18 protein-coding genes are annotated in these 17,752 nt (G+C 69.7%); 5 read left to right on the forward strand and 13 right to left on the reverse strand.

The genetic code is table 11. The features are described from left to right. Window positions 1–35: 35 nt before the first annotated feature. The 10 genes from rpoZ to pyrR all read right to left on the reverse strand — a co-directional run bounded on the left by rpoZ (window position 36) and on the right by pyrR (window position 10,729). Window positions 36–317: a DNA-directed RNA polymerase subunit omega gene (rpoZ, locus tag ON34_RS15755; protein ID WP_040780043.1), complete on the reverse strand. Its 282-nt coding sequence runs from the start codon at window positions 315–317 to the stop codon at window positions 36–38. A 105-nt stretch (window positions 318–422) separates the two neighbouring features. After that, complete coding sequence (gene gmk, locus ON34_RS15760; protein WP_040780045.1) at window positions 423–1,007, reverse strand: guanylate kinase; 585 nt, start codon at window positions 1,005–1,007, stop codon at window positions 423–425. 8 nt (window positions 1,008–1,015) lie between these two features. Further along, window positions 1,016–1,336 (reverse strand): integration host factor, actinobacterial type, encoded by a 321-nt coding sequence (gene mihF / locus ON34_RS15765; RefSeq protein ID WP_028476708.1) that lies wholly within the window; start codon window positions 1,334–1,336, stop codon window positions 1,016–1,018. A 568-nt stretch (window positions 1,337–1,904) separates the two neighbouring features. After that, window positions 1,905–2,729 (reverse strand): orotidine-5'-phosphate decarboxylase, encoded by an 825-nt coding sequence (pyrF, locus tag ON34_RS15770; protein ID WP_040780122.1) that lies wholly within the window; start codon window positions 2,727–2,729, stop codon window positions 1,905–1,907. Window positions 2,730–2,751: 22 nt separating this feature from the next. Beyond that, complete coding sequence (gene carB, locus ON34_RS15775; protein WP_040780050.1) at window positions 2,752–6,060, reverse strand: carbamoyl-phosphate synthase large subunit; 3,309 nt, start codon at window positions 6,058–6,060, stop codon at window positions 2,752–2,754. Further along, complete coding sequence (carA, locus tag ON34_RS15780) at window positions 6,060–7,172, reverse strand: glutamine-hydrolyzing carbamoyl-phosphate synthase small subunit (RefSeq protein WP_040780052.1); 1,113 nt, start codon at window positions 7,170–7,172, stop codon at window positions 6,060–6,062. The genes carB and carA overlap by 1 nt, the downstream gene beginning before the upstream one ends. Further along, window positions 7,169–7,690 carry a PH-like domain-containing protein gene (locus ON34_RS15785; RefSeq protein ID WP_040780054.1) on the reverse strand — a complete coding sequence of 174 codons (522 nt, stop codon included), beginning with the start codon at window positions 7,688–7,690 and terminating at the stop codon, window positions 7,169–7,171. The genes carA and ON34_RS15785 overlap by 4 nt, the downstream gene beginning before the upstream one ends. Before the next feature lie 116 nt (window positions 7,691–7,806). Continuing rightward, window positions 7,807–9,129 carry a dihydroorotase gene (locus ON34_RS15790; protein ID WP_040780057.1) on the reverse strand — a complete coding sequence of 441 codons (1,323 nt, stop codon included), beginning with the start codon at window positions 9,127–9,129 and terminating at the stop codon, window positions 7,807–7,809. Next, window positions 9,126–10,085, reverse strand: a complete 960-nt coding sequence (locus ON34_RS15795) for an aspartate carbamoyltransferase catalytic subunit (protein WP_040780058.1) — start codon at window positions 10,083–10,085, stop codon at window positions 9,126–9,128. The genes ON34_RS15790 and ON34_RS15795 overlap by 4 nt, the downstream gene beginning before the upstream one ends. Beyond that, window positions 10,082–10,729, reverse strand: a complete 648-nt coding sequence (gene pyrR / locus ON34_RS15800) for a bifunctional pyr operon transcriptional regulator/uracil phosphoribosyltransferase PyrR (RefSeq protein WP_040780060.1) — start codon at window positions 10,727–10,729, stop codon at window positions 10,082–10,084. Before pyrR ends, ON34_RS15795 begins: the two co-directional genes overlap by 4 nt. 281 nt (window positions 10,730–11,010) lie before the next feature. Here pyrR and ON34_RS15805 point away from each other — a divergent pair, with 281 nt between their 5' ends. The 3 genes from ON34_RS15805 to ON34_RS15815 all read left to right on the forward strand — a co-directional run bounded on the left by ON34_RS15805 (window position 11,011) and on the right by ON34_RS15815 (window position 12,931). Continuing rightward, the gene (locus tag ON34_RS15805; RefSeq protein ID WP_040780123.1) at window positions 11,011–11,637 is read left to right on the forward strand and encodes an alpha-ketoglutarate-dependent dioxygenase AlkB; all 627 of its coding nucleotides are present in this window, start codon (window positions 11,011–11,013) and stop codon (window positions 11,635–11,637) included. Window positions 11,638–11,715: 78 nt separating this feature from the next. Further along, window positions 11,716–12,165 carry an SgcJ/EcaC family oxidoreductase gene (locus ON34_RS15810; protein ID WP_040780062.1) on the forward strand — a complete coding sequence of 150 codons (450 nt, stop codon included), beginning with the start codon at window positions 11,716–11,718 and terminating at the stop codon, window positions 12,163–12,165. 52 nt (window positions 12,166–12,217) lie between these two features. Continuing rightward, window positions 12,218–12,931: an HD domain-containing protein gene (locus ON34_RS15815; RefSeq protein ID WP_040780064.1), complete on the forward strand. Its 714-nt coding sequence runs from the start codon at window positions 12,218–12,220 to the stop codon at window positions 12,929–12,931. A 23-nt stretch (window positions 12,932–12,954) separates the two neighbouring features. On the opposite strand, the gene ON34_RS15820 is transcribed toward ON34_RS15815, so the two are convergent. After that, window positions 12,955–13,530: a TetR/AcrR family transcriptional regulator gene (locus ON34_RS15820; protein ID WP_040780066.1), complete on the reverse strand. Its 576-nt coding sequence runs from the start codon at window positions 13,528–13,530 to the stop codon at window positions 12,955–12,957. 84 nt (window positions 13,531–13,614) lie between these two features. On the opposite strand from ON34_RS15820, the gene ON34_RS15825 reads away from it, so the two are divergent. Both ON34_RS15825 and ON34_RS15830 read left to right on the forward strand, forming a co-directional pair. Continuing rightward, the gene (locus tag ON34_RS15825; RefSeq protein ID WP_040780124.1) at window positions 13,615–14,598 is read left to right on the forward strand and encodes a quinone oxidoreductase family protein; all 984 of its coding nucleotides are present in this window, start codon (window positions 13,615–13,617) and stop codon (window positions 14,596–14,598) included. 40 nt (window positions 14,599–14,638) lie between these two features. Continuing rightward, a complete protein-coding gene (locus tag ON34_RS15830; RefSeq protein ID WP_051022703.1) occupies window positions 14,639–15,805 on the forward strand; it encodes a serpin family protein in 1,167 nt (388 codons plus the stop codon). Window positions 15,806–15,831: 26 nt separating this feature from the next. Here ON34_RS15830 and ON34_RS15835 read toward each other — a convergent pair whose 3' ends face one another. After that, a complete protein-coding gene (locus tag ON34_RS15835) occupies window positions 15,832–17,061 on the reverse strand; it encodes an FAD-dependent oxidoreductase (RefSeq protein ID WP_040780067.1) in 1,230 nt (409 codons plus the stop codon). Window positions 17,062–17,182: 121 nt separating this feature from the next. Next, window positions 17,183–17,716 carry a DUF4334 domain-containing protein gene (locus tag ON34_RS15840; RefSeq protein WP_040780070.1) on the reverse strand — a complete coding sequence of 178 codons (534 nt, stop codon included), beginning with the start codon at window positions 17,714–17,716 and terminating at the stop codon, window positions 17,183–17,185. Window positions 17,717–17,752 lie beyond the last annotated feature (36 nt).

The raw sequence follows: 17,752 nt of genomic DNA on the forward strand, positions 1-17,752 counted from the left end.
TACTGCGGGCTCATGCGCCGAGCACCGGGCGGCGATCACTCGCCTTCGGAGTGCTCGAGCAGGTCGGCGTGGATCTCGCGCAGCGCGACCGACAGCGGCTTCTCCTGCAGACCCGGCTCGACCAGCGGGCCGACGTACTCGAGGATGCCGTCGCCGAGCTGGTTGTAGTAGTCGTTGATCTGACGGGCCCGCTTGGCCGCGTAGATCACCAGGGCGTACTTGGACGAGGTGCGCTCGAGCAACTCGTCGATCGGCGGGTTGGTGAGGCCGACCGGCGTGTCGTAGGCGGGCGCGGTCTTGGTGTCCGTACTGCTCACTAGGGGGACTCCTGCTGTCGTGGATGTCGCATGAGCGAGGGGCCCGGCGTGGTTTCGCACGCTACCTTCCGGCGGGCCCTGATCACTGATGCGCAGGTTCGGGGGTTACGAACTCGAATTCGTGCTAACGAACAACGATACCAACTGCTCACAGGCGCTGGTGACGTCGTCGTTCACGATGACGATGTCGAACTCGTCACACGCCGCGAGCTCGATCCTGGCGGTTTCCAAGCGGCGTTCGATCACCTCGGGCGATTCGGTGCCGCGCGAGGTCAGCCGCGCCACCAATTCCTCCCAGCTCGGCGGGGCCAGGAACACCAGGATCGCGTCCGGGATCGCCCGGCGCACCGACCGCGCGCCTTCCAGATCCACTTCGACGAGTACGGGAAGGCCCTCCGCCAACGCGGCGCGGACCGGCCCGGCGGGGGTGCCCGAACGCTGCAACCCGCCGTGGATGTCCGCCCACTCGAGCAGTTCGCCCGCCTCGATCATCGCGTCGAACTCCGCGCGGGAGACGAAGCGATAGTCGAGGCCGTCGACCTCCCCGGGCCGCGGGGCCCGGGTCGTTGCCGACACGCTGAAGACCAGTTCGGGCAGTCGCTCGCGGACGCAGCGGACCACGGTGGACTTGCCCACGGCCGAGGGGCCGACCAGTACGACCAGTCGACCCTTCCGCGTGTGTTCGATCACCCTCGTCGTCAGGCGTCGAAGTCGAACCGGGCCAGCAGCGCCTTGCGCTGCCGATCGCCGAGTCCGCGCAGGCGCCGGGTGGGGGCGATCTCCAGCTCGCTCATGATTTCCGCCGCCTTGACCTTGCCCACCTTCGGCAGGGCCTCCAGCAGTGCCGACACCTTCATCTTGCCGAGGATCTCGTCGGTCTCGGCGTCGGTGAGGACCTGCTTCAGGTTGGTGCCGCCACGCTTCAAGCGCTCCTTGAGCTCCGCCCGAGCGCGGCGAGCGGCAGCCGCCTTCTCCAAAGCAGCGGCGCGCTGCTCGTCAGTCAGCTGGGGAAGGGCCACGGTTCCTCCGTCTCATCGTTCATTGCATCAACTCCTGCCAGTAACCCGGCAGTCTCAGCGACCGTACCCACGACGTCCGCCGATTGCGAACCCACCCCCCAGGTCAGCGCATGATTCCGGATGCGGTGCAGGCGCCGGGGCCGCATCGGGCGGCACGCCGGCGCCACCATGCGAATCGTACCGCCGAATCCGCGAAATAGGCCGCCAGCAGGGGTTTTTCGACAGACCAAACGGTTTGCGGAAGGGTTGCGAGACGAGGCGGCACCGATCCAGCAACCCCTCACCCGCCCTACCAGGAACTTTCTGGAAATTTCCCGCGTGTCGCGGGTTCTTTGCGCGTGTCGGGCGTCACACTCCCCCGGCGCGGGCCGCGGAAACGGCATTCGGTGCCCCACACGGAGGGCCCTACGTCGCGCCAGGCAGTCGGCCCACTACGCGGTCACCGACCAGCCCCGAAACCGACGCAGAAGCGCGCACAGACCCCGCTACGGGCCACCTCTGCGCGTGCACCTGCACGCACAGGCCCGGAAACGACGTAGACCGGCGCGCGGTGCGCCGGTCTACGTGGTCATTTCTGCAGGAACGCGAACGCGTCCTGGAGCGCGTGCACTCTGGCACGCAGTGCCGGGACGGTGGGCCCGTCGCGCAGCACCTCGCGGGAGACATTCGGGACGACGGCTCCCAGCATCGTCTCGGGGACCAGGTCACGAATCGTTTCCGGGCCGCCGCCCTGGGCCCCGACACCGGGCATGAGGATCGGGCCGTTGAGCGCGGACAGATCCGGCGCCTCGGTCAGCGTGGCGCCGACCACCACGCCCACCGACCCGAACTCGCTGCCCGCGTTACGGGCCGCGGCCTCGTCGACCATCGTCTGCGCGACCGTACGCGCGTCCGCCGCGACCGCCCGCTGCACCTGCGCCCCTTCCGGGTTCGACGTGGCCGCCAGCACGAAGACGCCGCGCTGGTTGGCCTCGGCGAGAGTCAACGCCGGTGTCAGCGAGCCGAATCCGAGATACGGCGAGACCGTGACGGCGTCCGACCCGAGGGGACCGTCGGCCAGCCAGGTGCGGGCATAGGCGTCCATGGTCGAGCCGATATCGCCGCGTTTGGCGTCGGCGAGCACCAGGGTCCCCGAGGCACGCAGCACCTCGATGGTCCGCTCCAGCACGGCGATCCCACCGGAACCGTAGGCCTCGAAGAACGCGACCTGCGGCTTGATCAGCGCGACCAGGCCGTCGAAGGCCTCCACGCAGATCTCGGCGAACTGCTCGAGGCCGTCGACATCATCGGTGAGGCCCCAGGACCGCAGCAGTTCCGGATGCGGGTCGATGCCGACGCACACGGGGCCGAACCGGCGCATCGCGTGCCGCAGGCGGCCGCCGAAGGTCTTCATGTCGCCCGATCCGTCCAGCGACTCAGCCACGCAGCACCGAGTGCAGTTCCTGCAGGGAGCGCACGCCGATCCCGCCGTTGATGCTGGCTTCGATGCCCTGCACGGCGGCCGCCGCGCCCTGCACGGTGGTGATGCACGGGATGTTCACCCCGACCGCCGCGCTGCGGATCTCGTAGCCGTCCACGCGGGGACCGGAGTTGCCGTACGGGGTGTTGAACACCATGTCGATCTCGCCGTCGCGGATCTGCTCCACGATGGTCGGCTCGTCGGCCGGGCCCTCTTCGGAGTGCTTGCGCACCCGCTCGCACGGAATGCCATTGCGCCGCAGCATTTCCGCCGTTCCCTCGGTGGCGAGGATGCGGAAGCCGAGGTCGTTGAGGCGCTTCACCGGGAAGACCATCGCGCGCTTGTCCCGGTTGGCGATAGAGACGAACACGGTGCCCTCGGTGGGCAGCGAGCCGTAGGCGGCGGTCTGGCTCTTGGCGAAGGCGGTGCCGAAATCGGCATCGATACCCATCACCTCGCCGGTGGACTTCATCTCCGGCGAGAGCAGCGAATCCACCCCGCTGCCGTCGGCGCGCCGGAACCGGTGGAACGGCAGCACGGCCTCCTTGACCGCGACCGGCGCGTCCAGCGCGACGTGGCCGCCGTCGCCCTCGCTCGGCAGTATGCCCTCCTTGCGCAGCTCGGCGATGGTGGCGCCGAGCATGATCCGCGCAGCGGCCTTGGCCAGCGGCACCGCGGTCGCCTTGGACACGAACGGAACCGTCCGGCTGGCCCGCGGATTGGCCTCCAGCACGTACAGCACGTCGTCCTTGAGCGCGTACTGCACGTTCAGCAGGCCCTTGACGCCGATGCCTTTGGCCAGCGCGACGGTGGAGCGGCGCACCGCCTCGATGTCGCTGCGGCCCAGCGTGATCGGGGGCAGGGCGCAGGCCGAGTCGCCCGAGTGGATGCCCGCCTCCTCGATGTGCTCCATCACACCGCCGAGGTAGACCTCCTCGCCGTCGCACAGCGCGTCGACGTCGATCTCGATCGCGTCCTCCAGGAACCGGTCCACCAGCACCGGATGCTCCGGGCTGAGCTCGGTGGCGCGCGAGATGTAGCCCTCCAGGGACTTCTCGTCGTAGACGATCTCCATGCCGCGCCCGCCGAGCACGTAGGACGGGCGCACCAGCACCGGGTAGCCGATGTCCGCGGCGATCTTCTTGGCCTGGGCGAACGTGGTCGCCGTGCCGTACTTCGGCGCGGGCAGCCCGGCCGCGACCAGCACGTCGCCGAACTCGCCGCGGTCCTCGGCCAGGTCGATGGCGGCCGCGCTGGTGCCGACCACCGGCACGCCCGCCTCGGTGAGCCGCTGCGCGAGACCGAGCGGGGTCTGCCCGCCCAGCTGCACGATGACGCCCGCGACGGTGCCGGACTCGCGTTCGGCGTGGTAGACCTCGAGCACGTCCTCGAAGGTCAGCGGCTCGAAGTAGAGGCGGTCGGCGGTGTCGTAGTCGGTCGAGACGGTCTCGGGGTTGCAGTTGACCATCACCGTCTCGTACCCGGCCTGCGACAGCGTCTGCGCCGCGTGCACGCACGAGTAGTCGAACTCGATGCCCTGGCCGATCCGGTTCGGACCGGACCCGAGGATGATCACCTTCTCGCGTTCGCGCTGCGGCGCCACTTCGGATTCGGCGGCGGGGTCGAGTTCGTAGGCCGAGTAGTGGTAGGGCGTCTTGGCCTCGAACTCGGCGGCGCAGGTGTCGACGGTCTTGAAGACCGGCCGGATGCCCAGCCGGTGCCGCAGCGCGCGCACACCGCTCTCCCCGGCCAGCTCCGGACGCAGCGCGGCCAGCTGCCGATCGGACAGTCCGTAGTGCTTGGCCCGGCGCAGCAGCGGCTCGTCCAGCACGGGAGCGTCGAGAATCTCCTGGCGCAGCTCGACCAGACCGGCGACTTCCGCGACGAACCACGGGTCGATGCCGGAGGCGGCGGCGACGTCCTCGATGCTCGCGCCCAGGCGCAGCGCCCGCTCGACCTGGTAGATCCGGCCCTCGGTCGGGGTGCGCAGGTCCTCCAGGATCGCCTCGACGTCGGTCCACTCGCCGTCGTCCTGGGTCCAGAAACCGGCGGCCTTGGTCTCCAGCGAACGCAGCACCTTGCCCAGCGCCTCGGCGAAATTGCGGCCGAGCGACATCGCCTCGCCCACCGACTTCATGGTGGTGGTCAGCGTGCCGTCCGCGCCGGGGAACTTCTCGAACGCGAACCGCGGCGCCTTCACGACGACGTAGTCCAGGGTCGGCTCGAAGCAAGCCGGGGTTTCCTTGGTGATGTCGTTGACGATCTCGTCGAGCGTGTAGCCGATGGCGAGCTTGGCGGCGATCTTCGCGATCGGGAAGCCGGTCGCCTTGGACGCCAGCGCGGACGAACGCGAGACGCGCGGGTTCATCTCGATGACGATCAGGCGGCCGTCACGCGGGTTCACCGCGAACTGGATGTTGCAGCCGCCGGTGTCGACGCCGACCTCGCGCAGGATGGCGATGCCGAGGTCGCGCAGCTTCTGGTATTCGCGGTCGGTGAGCGTCATGGCCGGGGCGACGGTGACCGAGTCGCCGGTGTGCACGCCCATCGGGTCGACGTTCTCGATCGAGCACACCACCACGACGTTGTCGCGGCCGTCGCGCATCAGCTCGAGCTCGTATTCCTTCCAGCCGAGGATGGACTCCTCGATGAGAACGTTCGCCGTGGGCGAGGCGGCCAGGCCGCCGCCCGCGATGCGGTCGAGGTCCTCGTGGTTGTAGGCCATGCCGGAGCCGAGACCGCCCATGGTGAACGACGGGCGCACCACCACCGGGAAGCCGAGTTCGGCGACCGTCTCGCGGACCTCCTCCATCGTGAAGCAGACGCGCGAGCGCGCACTCTCCCCGCCCACCTTGGCCACGATGTCCTTGAACTTCTGCCGGTCCTCGCCGCGCTGGATGGCGTCGAAGTCGGCGCCGATCAGCTCCACGCCGTACTTCTCCAGCACGCCCCGCTCATGCAGCGCGACCGCGGTGTTCAGCGCGGTCTGCCCGCCGAGGGTGGCCAGGATGGCGTCGGGACGCTCCTTGGCGATCACCTTCTCCACGAACTCCGGCGTGATCGGCTCGACGTAGGTCGAGTCGGCGAACTCCGGGTCGGTCATGATCGTCGCCGGGTTCGAGTTGACCAGCGACACGCGCAGGCCCTCGGCCCGCAGCACCCGGCACGCCTGGGTGCCGGAGTAGTCGAATTCGCACGCCTGGCCGATGACGATCGGACCAGAACCGATCACCAGGATGTGCTCGAGATCCTCGCGGCGAGGCATCAGGCTCCTTCCATGAGACCGGCGAAACGGTCGAACAGATATGCGGCGTCGTGGGGCCCGGCGGCGGCCTCCGGGTGGTACTGCACGGAGAAGGCGCGGCCGTCGACCAGCCGGACGCCCTCGACCGTGCCGTCGTTGGCGCAGACGTGACTCACTTCGGCCGTGCCGAAGGGGGTGTCGAACCGCTCGCCCCGCTCGCCCTCCAGCGCGAACCCATGGTTCTGCGCGGTGATCGAGATCCGGCCGGTCTCGTGCTCGACCACGGGGATGTTGATCCCGCGGTGCCCGAACTTCATCTTGTAGGTGTCCCGGCCGAGCGCGCGGCCGAGGATCTGGTTGCCGAAGCAGATGCCGAACAGCGGCAGGCCCTTGCCGAGCACGCCGCGGGTCAGCTCGACCGCCGCGTCGGCGGTGGCCGGGTCGCCGGGGCCGTTGGACAGGAAGACCCCGTCGGGCTTCAGTTCGAGGATCTGCTCCAGCGTCGTCGACGACGACACCACGTGCACCCGCATGCCGCGCTGAGCGAACATGCGCGGGGTGTTGGTCTTGATGCCGAGGTCGACCGCGACGACCGTGCACCGGTGCTCGCCGCCCGGCTCGATCGTGTAGAGCGCGTCGGTGCTCACCTCGCCAGCGAGGTCGGCGCCAAGCATGGACGGCTGGCCGTTCACCCGGCTCACCAGCTCGTCGACGTCGGCGAGCGCGTCACCGGAGAAGATGCCCGCCTTCATCGAGCCGCGGGTGCGCAGGTGGCGCACCAGCGCGCGGGTGTCGATACCCGCGATGCCGACGATCCGCTGGCGTTCGAGCTCGTCGGGCAGGGTCGTCGTCGCACGCCAGTTGGACGCCCGCCGCGCGGGGTCGCGCACCGCGTACCCGGCGACCCAGATCTTGGCGGACTCGTCGTCCTCGTCGTTCCAGCCGGTGTTGCCGATCTGCGGCGCGGCGGCCACCACGATCTGGCGGTGGTAGGACGGGTCGGTGAGGGTCTCCTGGTACCCGGTCATCGCGGTGCAGAACACCGCCTCACCGAGCGTCTGGCCCACGGCGCCGTAGGCCTGGCCGCGGAACACCCGGCCGTCCTCCAGCACGAGTGCTGCTTCTGGTGTCATCCCTCGTCATCTCCCGTCATCGTGCCGCTCTGATCCGCCGTCGAAAGCTGCCGCCACGCCGGGTAGACCGACTTGTCGTCGCCGCGGAAACCGGTATCGATCTCGGTTCCGGTCGGCAGCTTCCAGCGAATGACCAGCACACCATCTTCCGTCATCACTTTGCCCGCGTGGCCGCGTTCGGTGCGCACCGCGGTGATGGATTCCTGGGGAATCCAGATCACCGTCGCGCCGTCGCGTTCGAGCAGAATCCCCCGTTCGAACCGGGTCAGTTCCGCCGTGGCCCGGAATCCCAGGTCACCCACCGTGATCCGGTCCTGCCAGCTGGGTGCGATGGTGCTGCCCAGATAGAGGCCGGTGGTCGGTTCCAGGACCTGCGCACCGAGTTCGGCGGGCAGGGCGGGCAGGGCGCCGATGCGCTCGGCCTGCCGTGCCGCACGGTTGCGCCAGCCTCGGTACATCAGCCACAGGCACAGCGCGAACAGGACGAGCAGCCCGAGCACCCAGAGCGTTCTTTCCACTACGGACCTCCTGTGTCGGACTGGCGGAGTTCCCGCAGTCCTGCGTCATTGCGCGCCGAAGCGACCTCCGGGCTCGCCGTTCGCGCCGGGGTGCTCGATCCGCGGGTCCGGCTCATCTACGCCTCCGCATGGCCGCGCACCGCCTTGCCGTCGCGGGCGGTGACCCGGCCGCGCAGCAGAGTGGCCGTCACCCGGGCCGGGAGGGTCATCGCCTCGAACGGCGTGTTGTGCGAGATGCTGGCCAGCTCGCTGCCGCGCACCGTCCAGCTCGCGGTCGGGTCGACCAGCGTCAAGTTGGCCGGTTCCCCGACCTCGAGCGGCCTGCCCTGGTCGTCCAAGCCGACGATCTCGGCCGGACGCTCGCTCATCACGCGCGCGACTCCGCGCCAGTCCAGCAGGCCCGGCTGCACCATGGTCCGCACGATGATCGACAGCGCGGTCTCCAGGCCGAGCATGCCGGGCCGGGCCGCGGCGAACTCGCAGCACTTGTCCTGCTCCGCGTGCGGGGCATGGTCGGTGGCGACGCAGTCGATGACCCCGTCGGCCAGCGCCTGCCGCAGCGCGGCGGCGTCGGAGGCTTCACGCAGCGGCGGGTTGACCTTGTTGACCGCGTCGTAGGTCTCCAACCGGGAGTCGTCGAGCAGCAGGTGGTGCGGGGTGACCTCGGCGGTGATCGAGATGCCCTGGGACTTCGCCCATTTCACCAGCTCCACGGTGCCCGCGGTGGAGGCGTGGCAGATGTGCACCCTGGCGCCGGCGTCGCGGGCCAGCAGGGCGTCCCGGGCGACGATGGACTCCTCGGCCGCCCGCGGCCAGCCCGCCAAGCCGAGCCGGGCCGCGGTCGCGCCCTCGTGCGCGACCGCGCCCTTGGTCAGCCTCGGTTCCTCGGCGTGCTGCGCGATCAGCACGCCCAGCGAGTTCGCGTACTCCAAGGCGCGGCGCATGATCAGCGGGTCGTAGACGCAGTGGCCGTCGTCGGAGAACATGCGCACCGCCGCGACGCCCGCGGCCATGGTGCCCATCTCGGCGAGCTGCTTGCCTTCCAGCCCGACCGTGACCGCGCCGACCGGGTACACGTCGACCAGGCCGACCTCCCGGCCGCGGCGCCACACGTGGTCGGTGACTACTACCGAGTCGGCGACCGGGTTCGTGTTGGCCATCGCGAACACCGCGGTGTAACCGCCGAGCGCGGCGGCGGCGGAACCGGACTCGATGGTCTCGGTGTCCTCGCGCCCCGGCTCGCGCAGGTGGGTGTGCAGGTCGACGAAGCCGGGCAGCAGGATCTGACCCTGCGCGTCGATGATCTCGGCCCCGACCACGCCGAGATCGGTGCCGATCTCGCGGATCTCGCCGTCCGCGACGAGCACGTCGACCGGCTCGCCCGCGCCGTACCGCAGTACGCCCTTGATCAGGACGGTGGAGTTCTCCGAGCCACTCATGCCACTGCCTCCTGTGTTCCGACGAGCAGGCGGAACAGGACGGCCATGCGCATGTGCACACCGTTGGTGACCTGTTGCAGCACTGCGGCTTTCGGGGAGTCCGCGACCGAGGACGCGATCTCCATGCCGCGCAGCATCGGGCCGGGGTGCAGCACGACGGCGTGGTCGTCCAGCAGGGCCAGCCTGCGCTCGGACAGTCCGTAGGTGATCGAGTATTCGCGGGCCGACGGGAAGAACCCGCCGTTCATCCGCTCGGCTTGCACGCGCAGCATCAGCACCGCGTCGGCGCCGATCAACTCGGCGTCCAAGTGGTGCGAGACGCGGGCGGGCCAGGTCTCGACGCCGACCGGCAGCAGCGTGCGCGGGGCGACCAGCACCACCTCCGCGCCGAGGGTGGCCAGCAGGAAGACGTTGGACCGGGCGACCCGGCTGTGCAGGATGTCGCCGACGATGACCACCCGCTTGCCCTCGATGTCGCCGAGTCGCTGCCGCAGGGTCAGCGCGTCCAGCAGCGCCTGGGTCGGGTGTTCGTGCGTACCGTCGCCCGCGTTCACGACGGCCGGGCCGGAGGCGCGTCCCGCCGAGACCGCCCACTCGTCCATCCACCGGGCGATCTGGTGCGCGGCGCCGGAGGCCGGGTGCCGCACGATCAGCGCGTCCGCGCCCGCGGCATGCAAGGTCAGCGCGGTGTCGCGCAGCGACTCGCCTTTGGCGACCGAGGAACTGCTCGCGCTGACGTTGATCACGTCCGCGCTCATCCATTTGCCCGCGACCTCGAAGGACACCCGGGTGCGGGTGGAGTTCTCGTAGAAGACCGTCATCACGGTGCGGCCGCGCAGTGTGGGCAGCTTGTGCACCTCGCGGCCGAGCAGGGCCTGTTCGAACCGTTCGGCCTCGTCGAGCAGTTCGGTCGCGGTGGCGCGATCCAGCGCGGCGACCGACAGCAGATGCCTCACGCGCCCGCCTCCTGTTCCGAGCCGTGGCGCAGGTAGACGCCGTCGCGGCCGTCGTGCTCGGTGAGCAGCACCGAGATGTCCTCGGACCGGTTGGTCGGCACGTTCTTGCCGACGTAGTCGGCGCGGATCGGCAGTTCCCGATGACCGCGGTCGACGAGCACCGCCAACTGCACGGCGCGCGGCCGGCCCAGATCGCGCAGGCCGTCGAGCGCGGAACGCACGGTGCGGCCGGAGAACAGGACGTCGTCGACCAGGACGACCAGCGCGTCCTCGATGCCGCCCTCGGGTACCGAGGTGCGCTCCAGCGGCCGGTGCGGGCGGCTGCGCAGGTCGTCGCGATAGAGGGTGATGTCCAGCGAGCCAAGCGCCGGGCGGACACCGGAGAATTCCTCGATCTTGTCGGTGAGCCGCGCGGCCAGCGTGGTGCCCCGGGTGGGAATGCCGATCAGCACGACGCGCGGCGCGTCCGGCTCGCCCGCGTCCAACGCGGTCTTCTCGATGATCTGATGTGCGATGCGCGCGATGGTCCGCCCGACATCCGAAGCCGACAACAGCTCTCGCCCCGCCGCCACCCCCTCGGGGGTATGTCGCTGCGATGTCTCGGCAGCGCCGGACTTGGCGGCCCGTTCTTCGGGCACGGCCATGCCGACCTCCTTCCCCGCCTCACCGGACGGTCCGTTAAAGGATGTCTTACGGCAAGCAGACTAGCAGCGCCCCCAACCGCCGTTTCACCAGCCGTATCCCGCTGTGAGCGGCGCCACGACCGGCACGCCCGCAAGCCACATCGGGTTCAGCCGCCAAATCGGTCTCGGCAACCCGGGCCGATCCGGTTCAGCGTCCATGTCGCGCGCGAAACCCGCGGATGCGATCGACACTGACCGAAAACCGCTAGCACATACGTTCGATGAGCGGTACGCTCGGCACCATGTCCGCATCGCTGCAGGGGTCGCTGCTCGACGGGTTCGGTGACACCGAATTCGGGTCGCTTCGCGATATCCGCCGCACCATGCTCGACCGCGGCGCCTGGGTGGATCTGTTGCCCGGATGGCTGTCCGGCGCCGACGCGCTGTTCGATCGGCTGGTCGAGTGCGTGCCGTGGAAGGCCGAGCGCAGGCCGATGTACGACCGGGTGGTCGACGTGCCCCGGCTGCTGAAGTTCTACGAGGAGCACGAACCACTCCCGGATCCCGCCCTGGCCGACGCGCGCACGATCTTGTCCGAGCACTACCGGCACGAACTCGGCGAGCCGTTCCGCACGGCCGGACTGTGCTACTACCGGGACGGGCGCGACAGCGTGGCCTGGCACGGCGACACCTTCGGCCGCGGCGCGACGCACGACACGATGGTCGCGATCGTGTCGATCGGAGCGCCGAGGGCGCTGCTGCTGCGACCGCGCGGCGGCGGGGCAAGCGTGAAATACGTTGTCGGACATGGCGATCTGCTGGTCATGGGCGGCTCCTGCCAGCGGACCTGGGAGCACTCGGTGCCGAAGACGCGCAAGCCCACCGGCCCGCGGATCAGCATCCAATACCGTCCGCGCGGCGTGCGGTGACATCCCGGCCCGCTGTGCGGCGGGCAACGGCGAGACCCACTTGACCTGAACCGTTGTCGAGGTTGGAAGCTCGTCCGCATGAGCTTCACAGCATTCACGCCGCCCCTGGTCGAGGACACGACGGTCGACCACACCGACGACGTCGCCGCGATCCGGCAGATCATCGCCAACGCCGAGACCGCGTTCAATACCAATGACGCCGACCTGCTGACCGGCGACTTCGCCGCCAACGCGGCCGTCGTCAACGCGGCGGGCGCGCTGATCACCGGCTTCGACGCCCTGCTCGACGCGAACCGCCGTGGTCTGGCCGGTTTCCTGAAAGACCAGTACGCCCACTACGAGGTCGCCGACATCACGTTCCTGCGACCCGACGTCGCGATCGCTCACAAGCGCGCCTGGGCGACCACGGCCGACGGCGAGCTCCTCGACCACGACCACGCCATGATCGCGCTCTACGTCCTCGTCAAACAGGGCGATCGCTGGTACACGGTGGCCAGGCAGAACACCCTGGTACCCAAGGACGAGTAATCGGCCGTGTCACCCGTTTTCGCATCCCACCACCTACCGTTAGCCTGGCATTATGAGCAATCCTGGGGCGGGGGTCTTGGCCGTGATGCCGCTGCACACGATCAGCGAGGTCTACGGCGAGGCCGGGCTGCGCGAACGACTACTGCTGGAAATCGCCGAGTTACCGGATACACCACGGCTGGCGGCGGCGCTCGATCTCGCGGCTGATCTGCATCGCGACGATCGTTATGGACGCGAACCGTACCTCAGCCATCTACTGCGGGTGGCGATCCGGATCATCAGCTACTACGAGGTCAGGGATCCGGACGTCGTAGCGGCGGGGCTGCTGCACGATGCGGTCGAGGATCACGCCACGGAGCTGGCCGCCGACCGTCCCGGCCCGACCGTAGACGCCGCGCTGGGCACGCTGACCGACCGGTTCGGTGAACGAGTGGCCGATCTGGTGGCCGCCGTGACCAATCCGGAACCCGACCCGTCGCGCGATCGGCAGGCCCAGTACCGCGAGCACGTCGCGACCAATCTGGACCGCGACCCGTGGGCTCGCGTCATCAAACTGTCCGATTTCACCGACAACGGCGTCGGCATCCTCTACGCCACCGGCCCCGCGATGCCCAGGCTCGCCGCCAAGTACCGCCCGCTCACCGCGGTGTACCGCGACTTGGTCACCCGGCCGGATACGCCCTTGGCCGAGCACGTCCGGCAGCACATCCTCGACCAACTCGACCGCGCGGACGAGCGGTTCGACGCCATTCTCGCGCACGACTGATCGCCGCCCGAACGTCGTGACCCTCACGGCGAGCGCAGCACCGACTCGACCAACTCACGCACCGCGCCCAGTAATCGATCCGTCTCGCCCGCGCGGACCATCCGCTGCACCAACTCGCCGCTGAGCGCACCCAGCAGCAGGCGGCCGACCACCTCGGCGTCCAGGTCGGGACGAGCTTCGCGCAGCAGCGTGGTGATGTGGTTGTCCCAGAACGCGTGGAACTCCGCGGTCCGCGGATGCGGCGGCACGGTGCGGTAAGCCACCATCAGCTCGGAATTGTCGATCACCAGCCGCGTCATCGCATCGAAGTAGGCGATCAGGCGGGCATCGGCGGGCGCGCCGGGACCCAGCGGCGGCGGCCCGCTGGTGATCGCCTCCATGAGCGTGAGCGCGCTCTCGGCGACCATTTCGTGCAGCAGCCCGGCGCGGTTGCCGAAACGATGGAAGATCGTTCCTTTTCCCACCCCGGCGGCGGCGGCCACGCGGTCCATGGTGATCGCCTCGGCGCCGTGCTCGGCGAGCAGAGCGGCGGTGGCGTCCAGGATCGCGCGCCGGTTGCGCGCCGCATCCACCCGTTCCTTCGGCCGTTCGCCGCCCATCGCACCCGCTTTCTGGACAACTTGACCGTCGGTCCATATTCTCGCGGAGGTAAGTGGACCGACAGTCAAGTTATGGAGTTCGTGATGCAGGCAATCGTAATGACGAGCACCGGAGATCCCGATGTGCTCGTGGCCAGCGAGGTTCCGGAGCCACGGGCGGGCGCGGACGAGGTGGTGATCCGCGCCGAGGCGATCCCCGTGCTGTTCCCGGAGACCAAGTTGCGCTCCGGGGAGTTTCCACTCGGCGCGCCGCCGCCGCTCGTCTTCGGTTTTCAGGCGGCGGGCGTGGTCACCGAGGTCGGCAGTAACGTCGATCCCGCATTGATCGGGCAGCGCGTGATCGTGGCGACCAAGGGTTTCGGCGCGTACGCCGAATTCGTCGCCGCGCCAGCGGATGCGGTGACGTTCATTCCGGACGGCCTGTCCGCGGTGGACGCGGCGGCGGTGCTGATGAACGGATCGGTGGCGATTCCGCTCCTGGAGACCGCCGCGCTGACCGGCGTGGAGACCGTCCTCGTCGAGGCCGCGGCGACGGGCATCGGCAGCGCCCTGACCCAGCTGGCGAAGGAGTACGGCGCGGCCCGCGTCGTCGCGACGGCCGGTGGCCCGGCGAAGGCGGCGCAGGCTCGTGAGCTGGGCGCCGATGTGGTGATCGACCACACCGACCCGGCGTGGACCACGCGGTTGCGCGAAACCCTCGGCGGGGCAACGGTGGACGTCGTCTTCGATGCGATCGGCGGTGCGAGCGCCGCCGAACTGCTCGATCTCATGACACCGCTGCGCGGCCGGATGCTGGGCTATGGCTGGCTGTCCGGCGCGCCCGCGCAGGTGTCGGCGAGCGATCTGATCATGCGGGGACTCACCTTCACCGGCTGCGCCGGACCGGACTGGCTCGCCCGGGTCGCCGAGGCGGGCACCGCCGTCCTGGCCCGCGCCGCGGAGGGCGGGCTCGACGCACTGGTCGAGGCGGTGCTGCCACTGGACCAGGCGAGCCGCGCCCACCGGCTGCTGGAGGATCGGGCACCACTGGGCAAGATCGTGCTGCGGCCGGAGCCCGGCGTGTCGTAGGACGACGCGAGGCCGACGCCGCCGCGGATAGTGTGGGGTCGTGCGGACTTCCCTGGAACTCCATGTCGGTGCGGCCAACGCACTCACCGCTCGATGGTGTGCGGAGGTAGGGCAGAGCGACTTCGTCGTGTCCGGCGCGGGCGTGTGGCCATTGTCGGCCCTGCTCGCGTCGGCGGCCGAGGGTCCGGCGCGGGACGAGCTCGCGTCGGCGATCGGAGTGCCCGCGGCGACCGGGCAGGATGGGGCGCTGCGGTTGCTGCGCGATATCGAACGCGCGGAAGCGGTATCGGCCGCGCTCGGGGTGTGGGTGCGCAACGATCTTCCGCTGCACCGGGACTGGTCGGGTCGCCTGCCCGCGGGCGTCCTCGGGCGGCTGGCCGGACAGGCCGAACTCGACAGCTGGGCGGCCGAGCACACCGAGGGGCTCATCGATCGATTCCCGCTTTCCGTGGATCCAGAGACGCTGCTGGTGCTCGCCACCGCGCTTGTCGCGAAGACCCGGTGGCGTGTGCCGTTCGATGCCGGGATGCTGACGCCGAACGAAGGCCCGTGGCAGGGTCATCGCGGCCCGGGGTTGTCTCGCACGAGCGCCCGCCTCGCCGACGCCGCGATTCTGGACGTGCCGCAGCCAGTGACGCGGGTCGTGGTCGAAGGCGTCGACGATCTCGACGTCCACCTCCTCCTCGGTCCGGGTACGCCCGGCGCCGTACTCGGAACCGGCCTGGCGGCGTTGTCGGGCGCGGTGCCGATCCGCACCGGCCTGCCGGTCGGGACCAATGGGCCAGGGCTCACCGTGCGCACCGAGCCGGTCCGTGCCGCCACCGACCAGCTGCGGATCGAGCTGCCACCCTTCGAAGTTCGATCGACCCACGATCTGCTCGCTCGACCCGGCCTGTTCGGACTGACCACCGCGACCGACTGCACCAGCGGTCATTTCCCCGCGATCTCCCCCGTGCCGCTGTGCGTAGGCCAAGGCGCTCAAGAGGTCCTGGCACGGTTCAGCCATGAGGGTTTCGAAGCCGCCGCGGTGACTGCGTTCGGCTTACGCGCGGCCAGCGGGGCACTCCAGAACCACCAGGCGACCGTCATCTCGGTGACGTTCGACCGCCCCTTCGGCTTCCTCGCCGTGCACCGGCCCACGGGTCTGGCAGTCGTCGCGGGGTGGATTGCCACCCCACCCACTTCCTCTCCCACCGGTTCGGTGTAATCGGTCTCGGCTCGCAGGCGCGGCACTCAAACACAGCGCGCGAAGTGCGGTGCGTGTTCGGGTCGCACGCCGCGGGCGATCAGGAACGGCGGCACGCTGCGCAGTACGGGAATTCGACGCAGGACGCGGACCGGCAACGGGGCACGAGGCGCACCGGCGATATCGATGCGTCCGTCGAGGGCGGGTGCGATGGCCCAGGCGTGCAGGAAGCGTTGCATCGCCTGCGTCGCCACCGTCGGGAACCGCCGCCGTCGCTGCACCTTCGCCAAATCCTTGGTGCCTACCGTGCCCGAGAGCAGGGGCGCGGCGAGAATCCTCGCCGCGGCGACGGCGTCCTGGACGGCCAGATTGATGCCGACACCTCCGGCCGGGGACATGGCATGCGCGGCGTCGCCGAGGCAGAGCAGGCCGCCCGTGTACCACTTTGTCAGACGGTCGAGCTTCACCTCGAGCAGCTTCACCTGGTCCCAGCTGGTCAAGGCGTCGACACGGTCTCGGAGCCAGGGTGCGGCGTCGGCCAGGGTTCGCATGATGTCCTCGACCGGCCCGCGGCGCGCGGACTCGTCGGCGCCCTTGGCGATCAGGGTCGCGCACTGCCAGTAGTCGCCGCGGTCGAGCAGGACCGCCACCCGCCGGGCGGTGACGATCGGCAGCGCGCCCGCGGGATCGATCTCGGTGCGCGGCAGGCGGAACCACCACACATCCATCGGCGTCGACCACTTGCGGGTCGGCAGCCCGGCCGCCGAACGCAGCACCGATCCGCGACCGTCACAGGCCACCGTGAGATCGGCCTCGATCGCGCCCGTCGCGCCGTCGAGGGTCCGATAGGCGACGCCGCCGACCCGGCCGTCGATCCAGATCAGATCGGTGGCCTCGGTGTTCATCCGCAGCCGGAAGGTCGGTTCGGCCTCGGCGGCACGCGCGAGCAGATCCAGCAGATCCCACTGCGGCACCATGGCGATGTACTTGTGCTTGCCCGGCAGGTTCTTCAGCGTCACGAACGTCTGCACGCCACCCCCGACCGGCAGCTGCACCTGATCCAGTTTGCGCGCGGGCAGTTTCGCGAACTCCGCGCCAAGGCCCAGCTCGTCGAGCAGGTCGAGGGTGGTGGGATGCACGGTGTCGCCGCGGAAATCCCGCAGGAAGTCCTTGTGCTTCTCCAGCACCGTGACCTCGACACCCGCACGGGCCAACAGCAGTCCGAGGATCATTCCGGCCGGTCCCCCACCGACCACCAGGCAGGTCGTGCGTTCCATCGACTGTCCCTTCCTCGGTCGCCGTATCGCCGCAAAGGTGTCGCTGTTCGCGCGAAAGCCTAGTGCGGTGCGAGCGCCGCCGGACCTGGATCGGCGACGGTCGTCCGGTTCCGCGGCAACCTCACCCGATCTCCCTGCGCAGGACGAAGAAATACGGCTCGGCCATGCCGCGCAGGTCCATCACGCCGAGCAGGGTGTGCTCGTCCGCGCGCCGGAAGTGATCGATGATCGGCAGGTGATCGTAGATCATGGCGGCACTGGTCACGCCGCGGTATTCCACCTCGCGCAGACGCGCGGTCGGCGCGTGGGTTCGCAAGGCGGGTCGCAGGATCGGCAGCATCCTGCGCACAGCGCGCACTCCGGACAGTGGCACGCGCCCGGCCAGTGCGAGTGGCACCCGTCGCGGATCGACCGGAAACACCGCATCCCCCGCGGTGAACAGCAGCGGATGCACAGCGTCGGGGCTATCGAATTGCTTGCCGTACCACCCGGACGCCTCCAGCACGCCGTCGAGTGGATGGCCGGTGTGCAGTTCGGCGCCGCGCCAGCGCCCGGTCGTGATCGCCTCGACCCGGGCCGCGGGAAGGCGGTCGAACAGTGCCCATGCCTCCTCCGTGGTGCGGACCTCCAACACTGTCGGCTCGTTCGGGGCCATGTCTCCCAACTTCCTCCCAAAGGCAACGTTGCGATA

The organism is Nocardia pneumoniae NBRC 100136 (genome assembly GCF_000308755.1).
GTDB lineage: Bacteria > Actinomycetota > Actinomycetes > Mycobacteriales > Mycobacteriaceae > Nocardia > Nocardia pneumoniae.

What these genes read in the sequence shown, in the direction of transcription:
- pyrF (WP_040780122.1), bottom strand. Translation starts at nt 2,729, where the DNA reads ATGAAGACCTTCGGCGGCCGCCTGCGGCACGCGATGCGCCGGTTCGGC.
- carB (WP_040780050.1), bottom strand. Translation starts at nt 6,060, where the DNA reads ATGCCTCGCCGCGAGGATCTCGAGCACATCCTGGTGATCGGTTCTGGT.
- carA (WP_040780052.1), bottom strand. Translation starts at nt 7,172, where the DNA reads ATGACACCAGAAGCAGCACTCGTGCTGGAGGACGGCCGGGTGTTCCGC.
- ON34_RS15790 (WP_040780057.1), bottom strand. Translation starts at nt 9,129, where the DNA reads ATGAGTGGCTCGGAGAACTCCACCGTCCTGATCAAGGGCGTACTGCGG.
- pyrR (WP_040780060.1), bottom strand. Translation starts at nt 10,729, where the DNA reads ATGGCCGTGCCCGAAGAACGGGCCGCCAAGTCCGGCGCTGCCGAGACA.
- ON34_RS15805 (WP_040780123.1), top strand. Translation starts at nt 11,011, where the DNA reads ATGTCCGCATCGCTGCAGGGGTCGCTGCTCGACGGGTTCGGTGACACC.
- ON34_RS15810 (WP_040780062.1), top strand. Translation starts at nt 11,716, where the DNA reads ATGAGCTTCACAGCATTCACGCCGCCCCTGGTCGAGGACACGACGGTC.
- ON34_RS15815 (WP_040780064.1), top strand. Translation starts at nt 12,218, where the DNA reads ATGAGCAATCCTGGGGCGGGGGTCTTGGCCGTGATGCCGCTGCACACG.
- ON34_RS15820 (WP_040780066.1), bottom strand. Translation starts at nt 13,530, where the DNA reads ATGGGCGGCGAACGGCCGAAGGAACGGGTGGATGCGGCGCGCAACCGG.
- ON34_RS15825 (WP_040780124.1), top strand. Translation starts at nt 13,615, where the DNA reads ATGCAGGCAATCGTAATGACGAGCACCGGAGATCCCGATGTGCTCGTG.
- ON34_RS15835 (WP_040780067.1), bottom strand. Translation starts at nt 17,061, where the DNA reads ATGGAACGCACGACCTGCCTGGTGGTCGGTGGGGGACCGGCCGGAATG.
- ON34_RS15840 (WP_040780070.1), bottom strand. Translation starts at nt 17,716, where the DNA reads ATGGCCCCGAACGAGCCGACAGTGTTGGAGGTCCGCACCACGGAGGAG.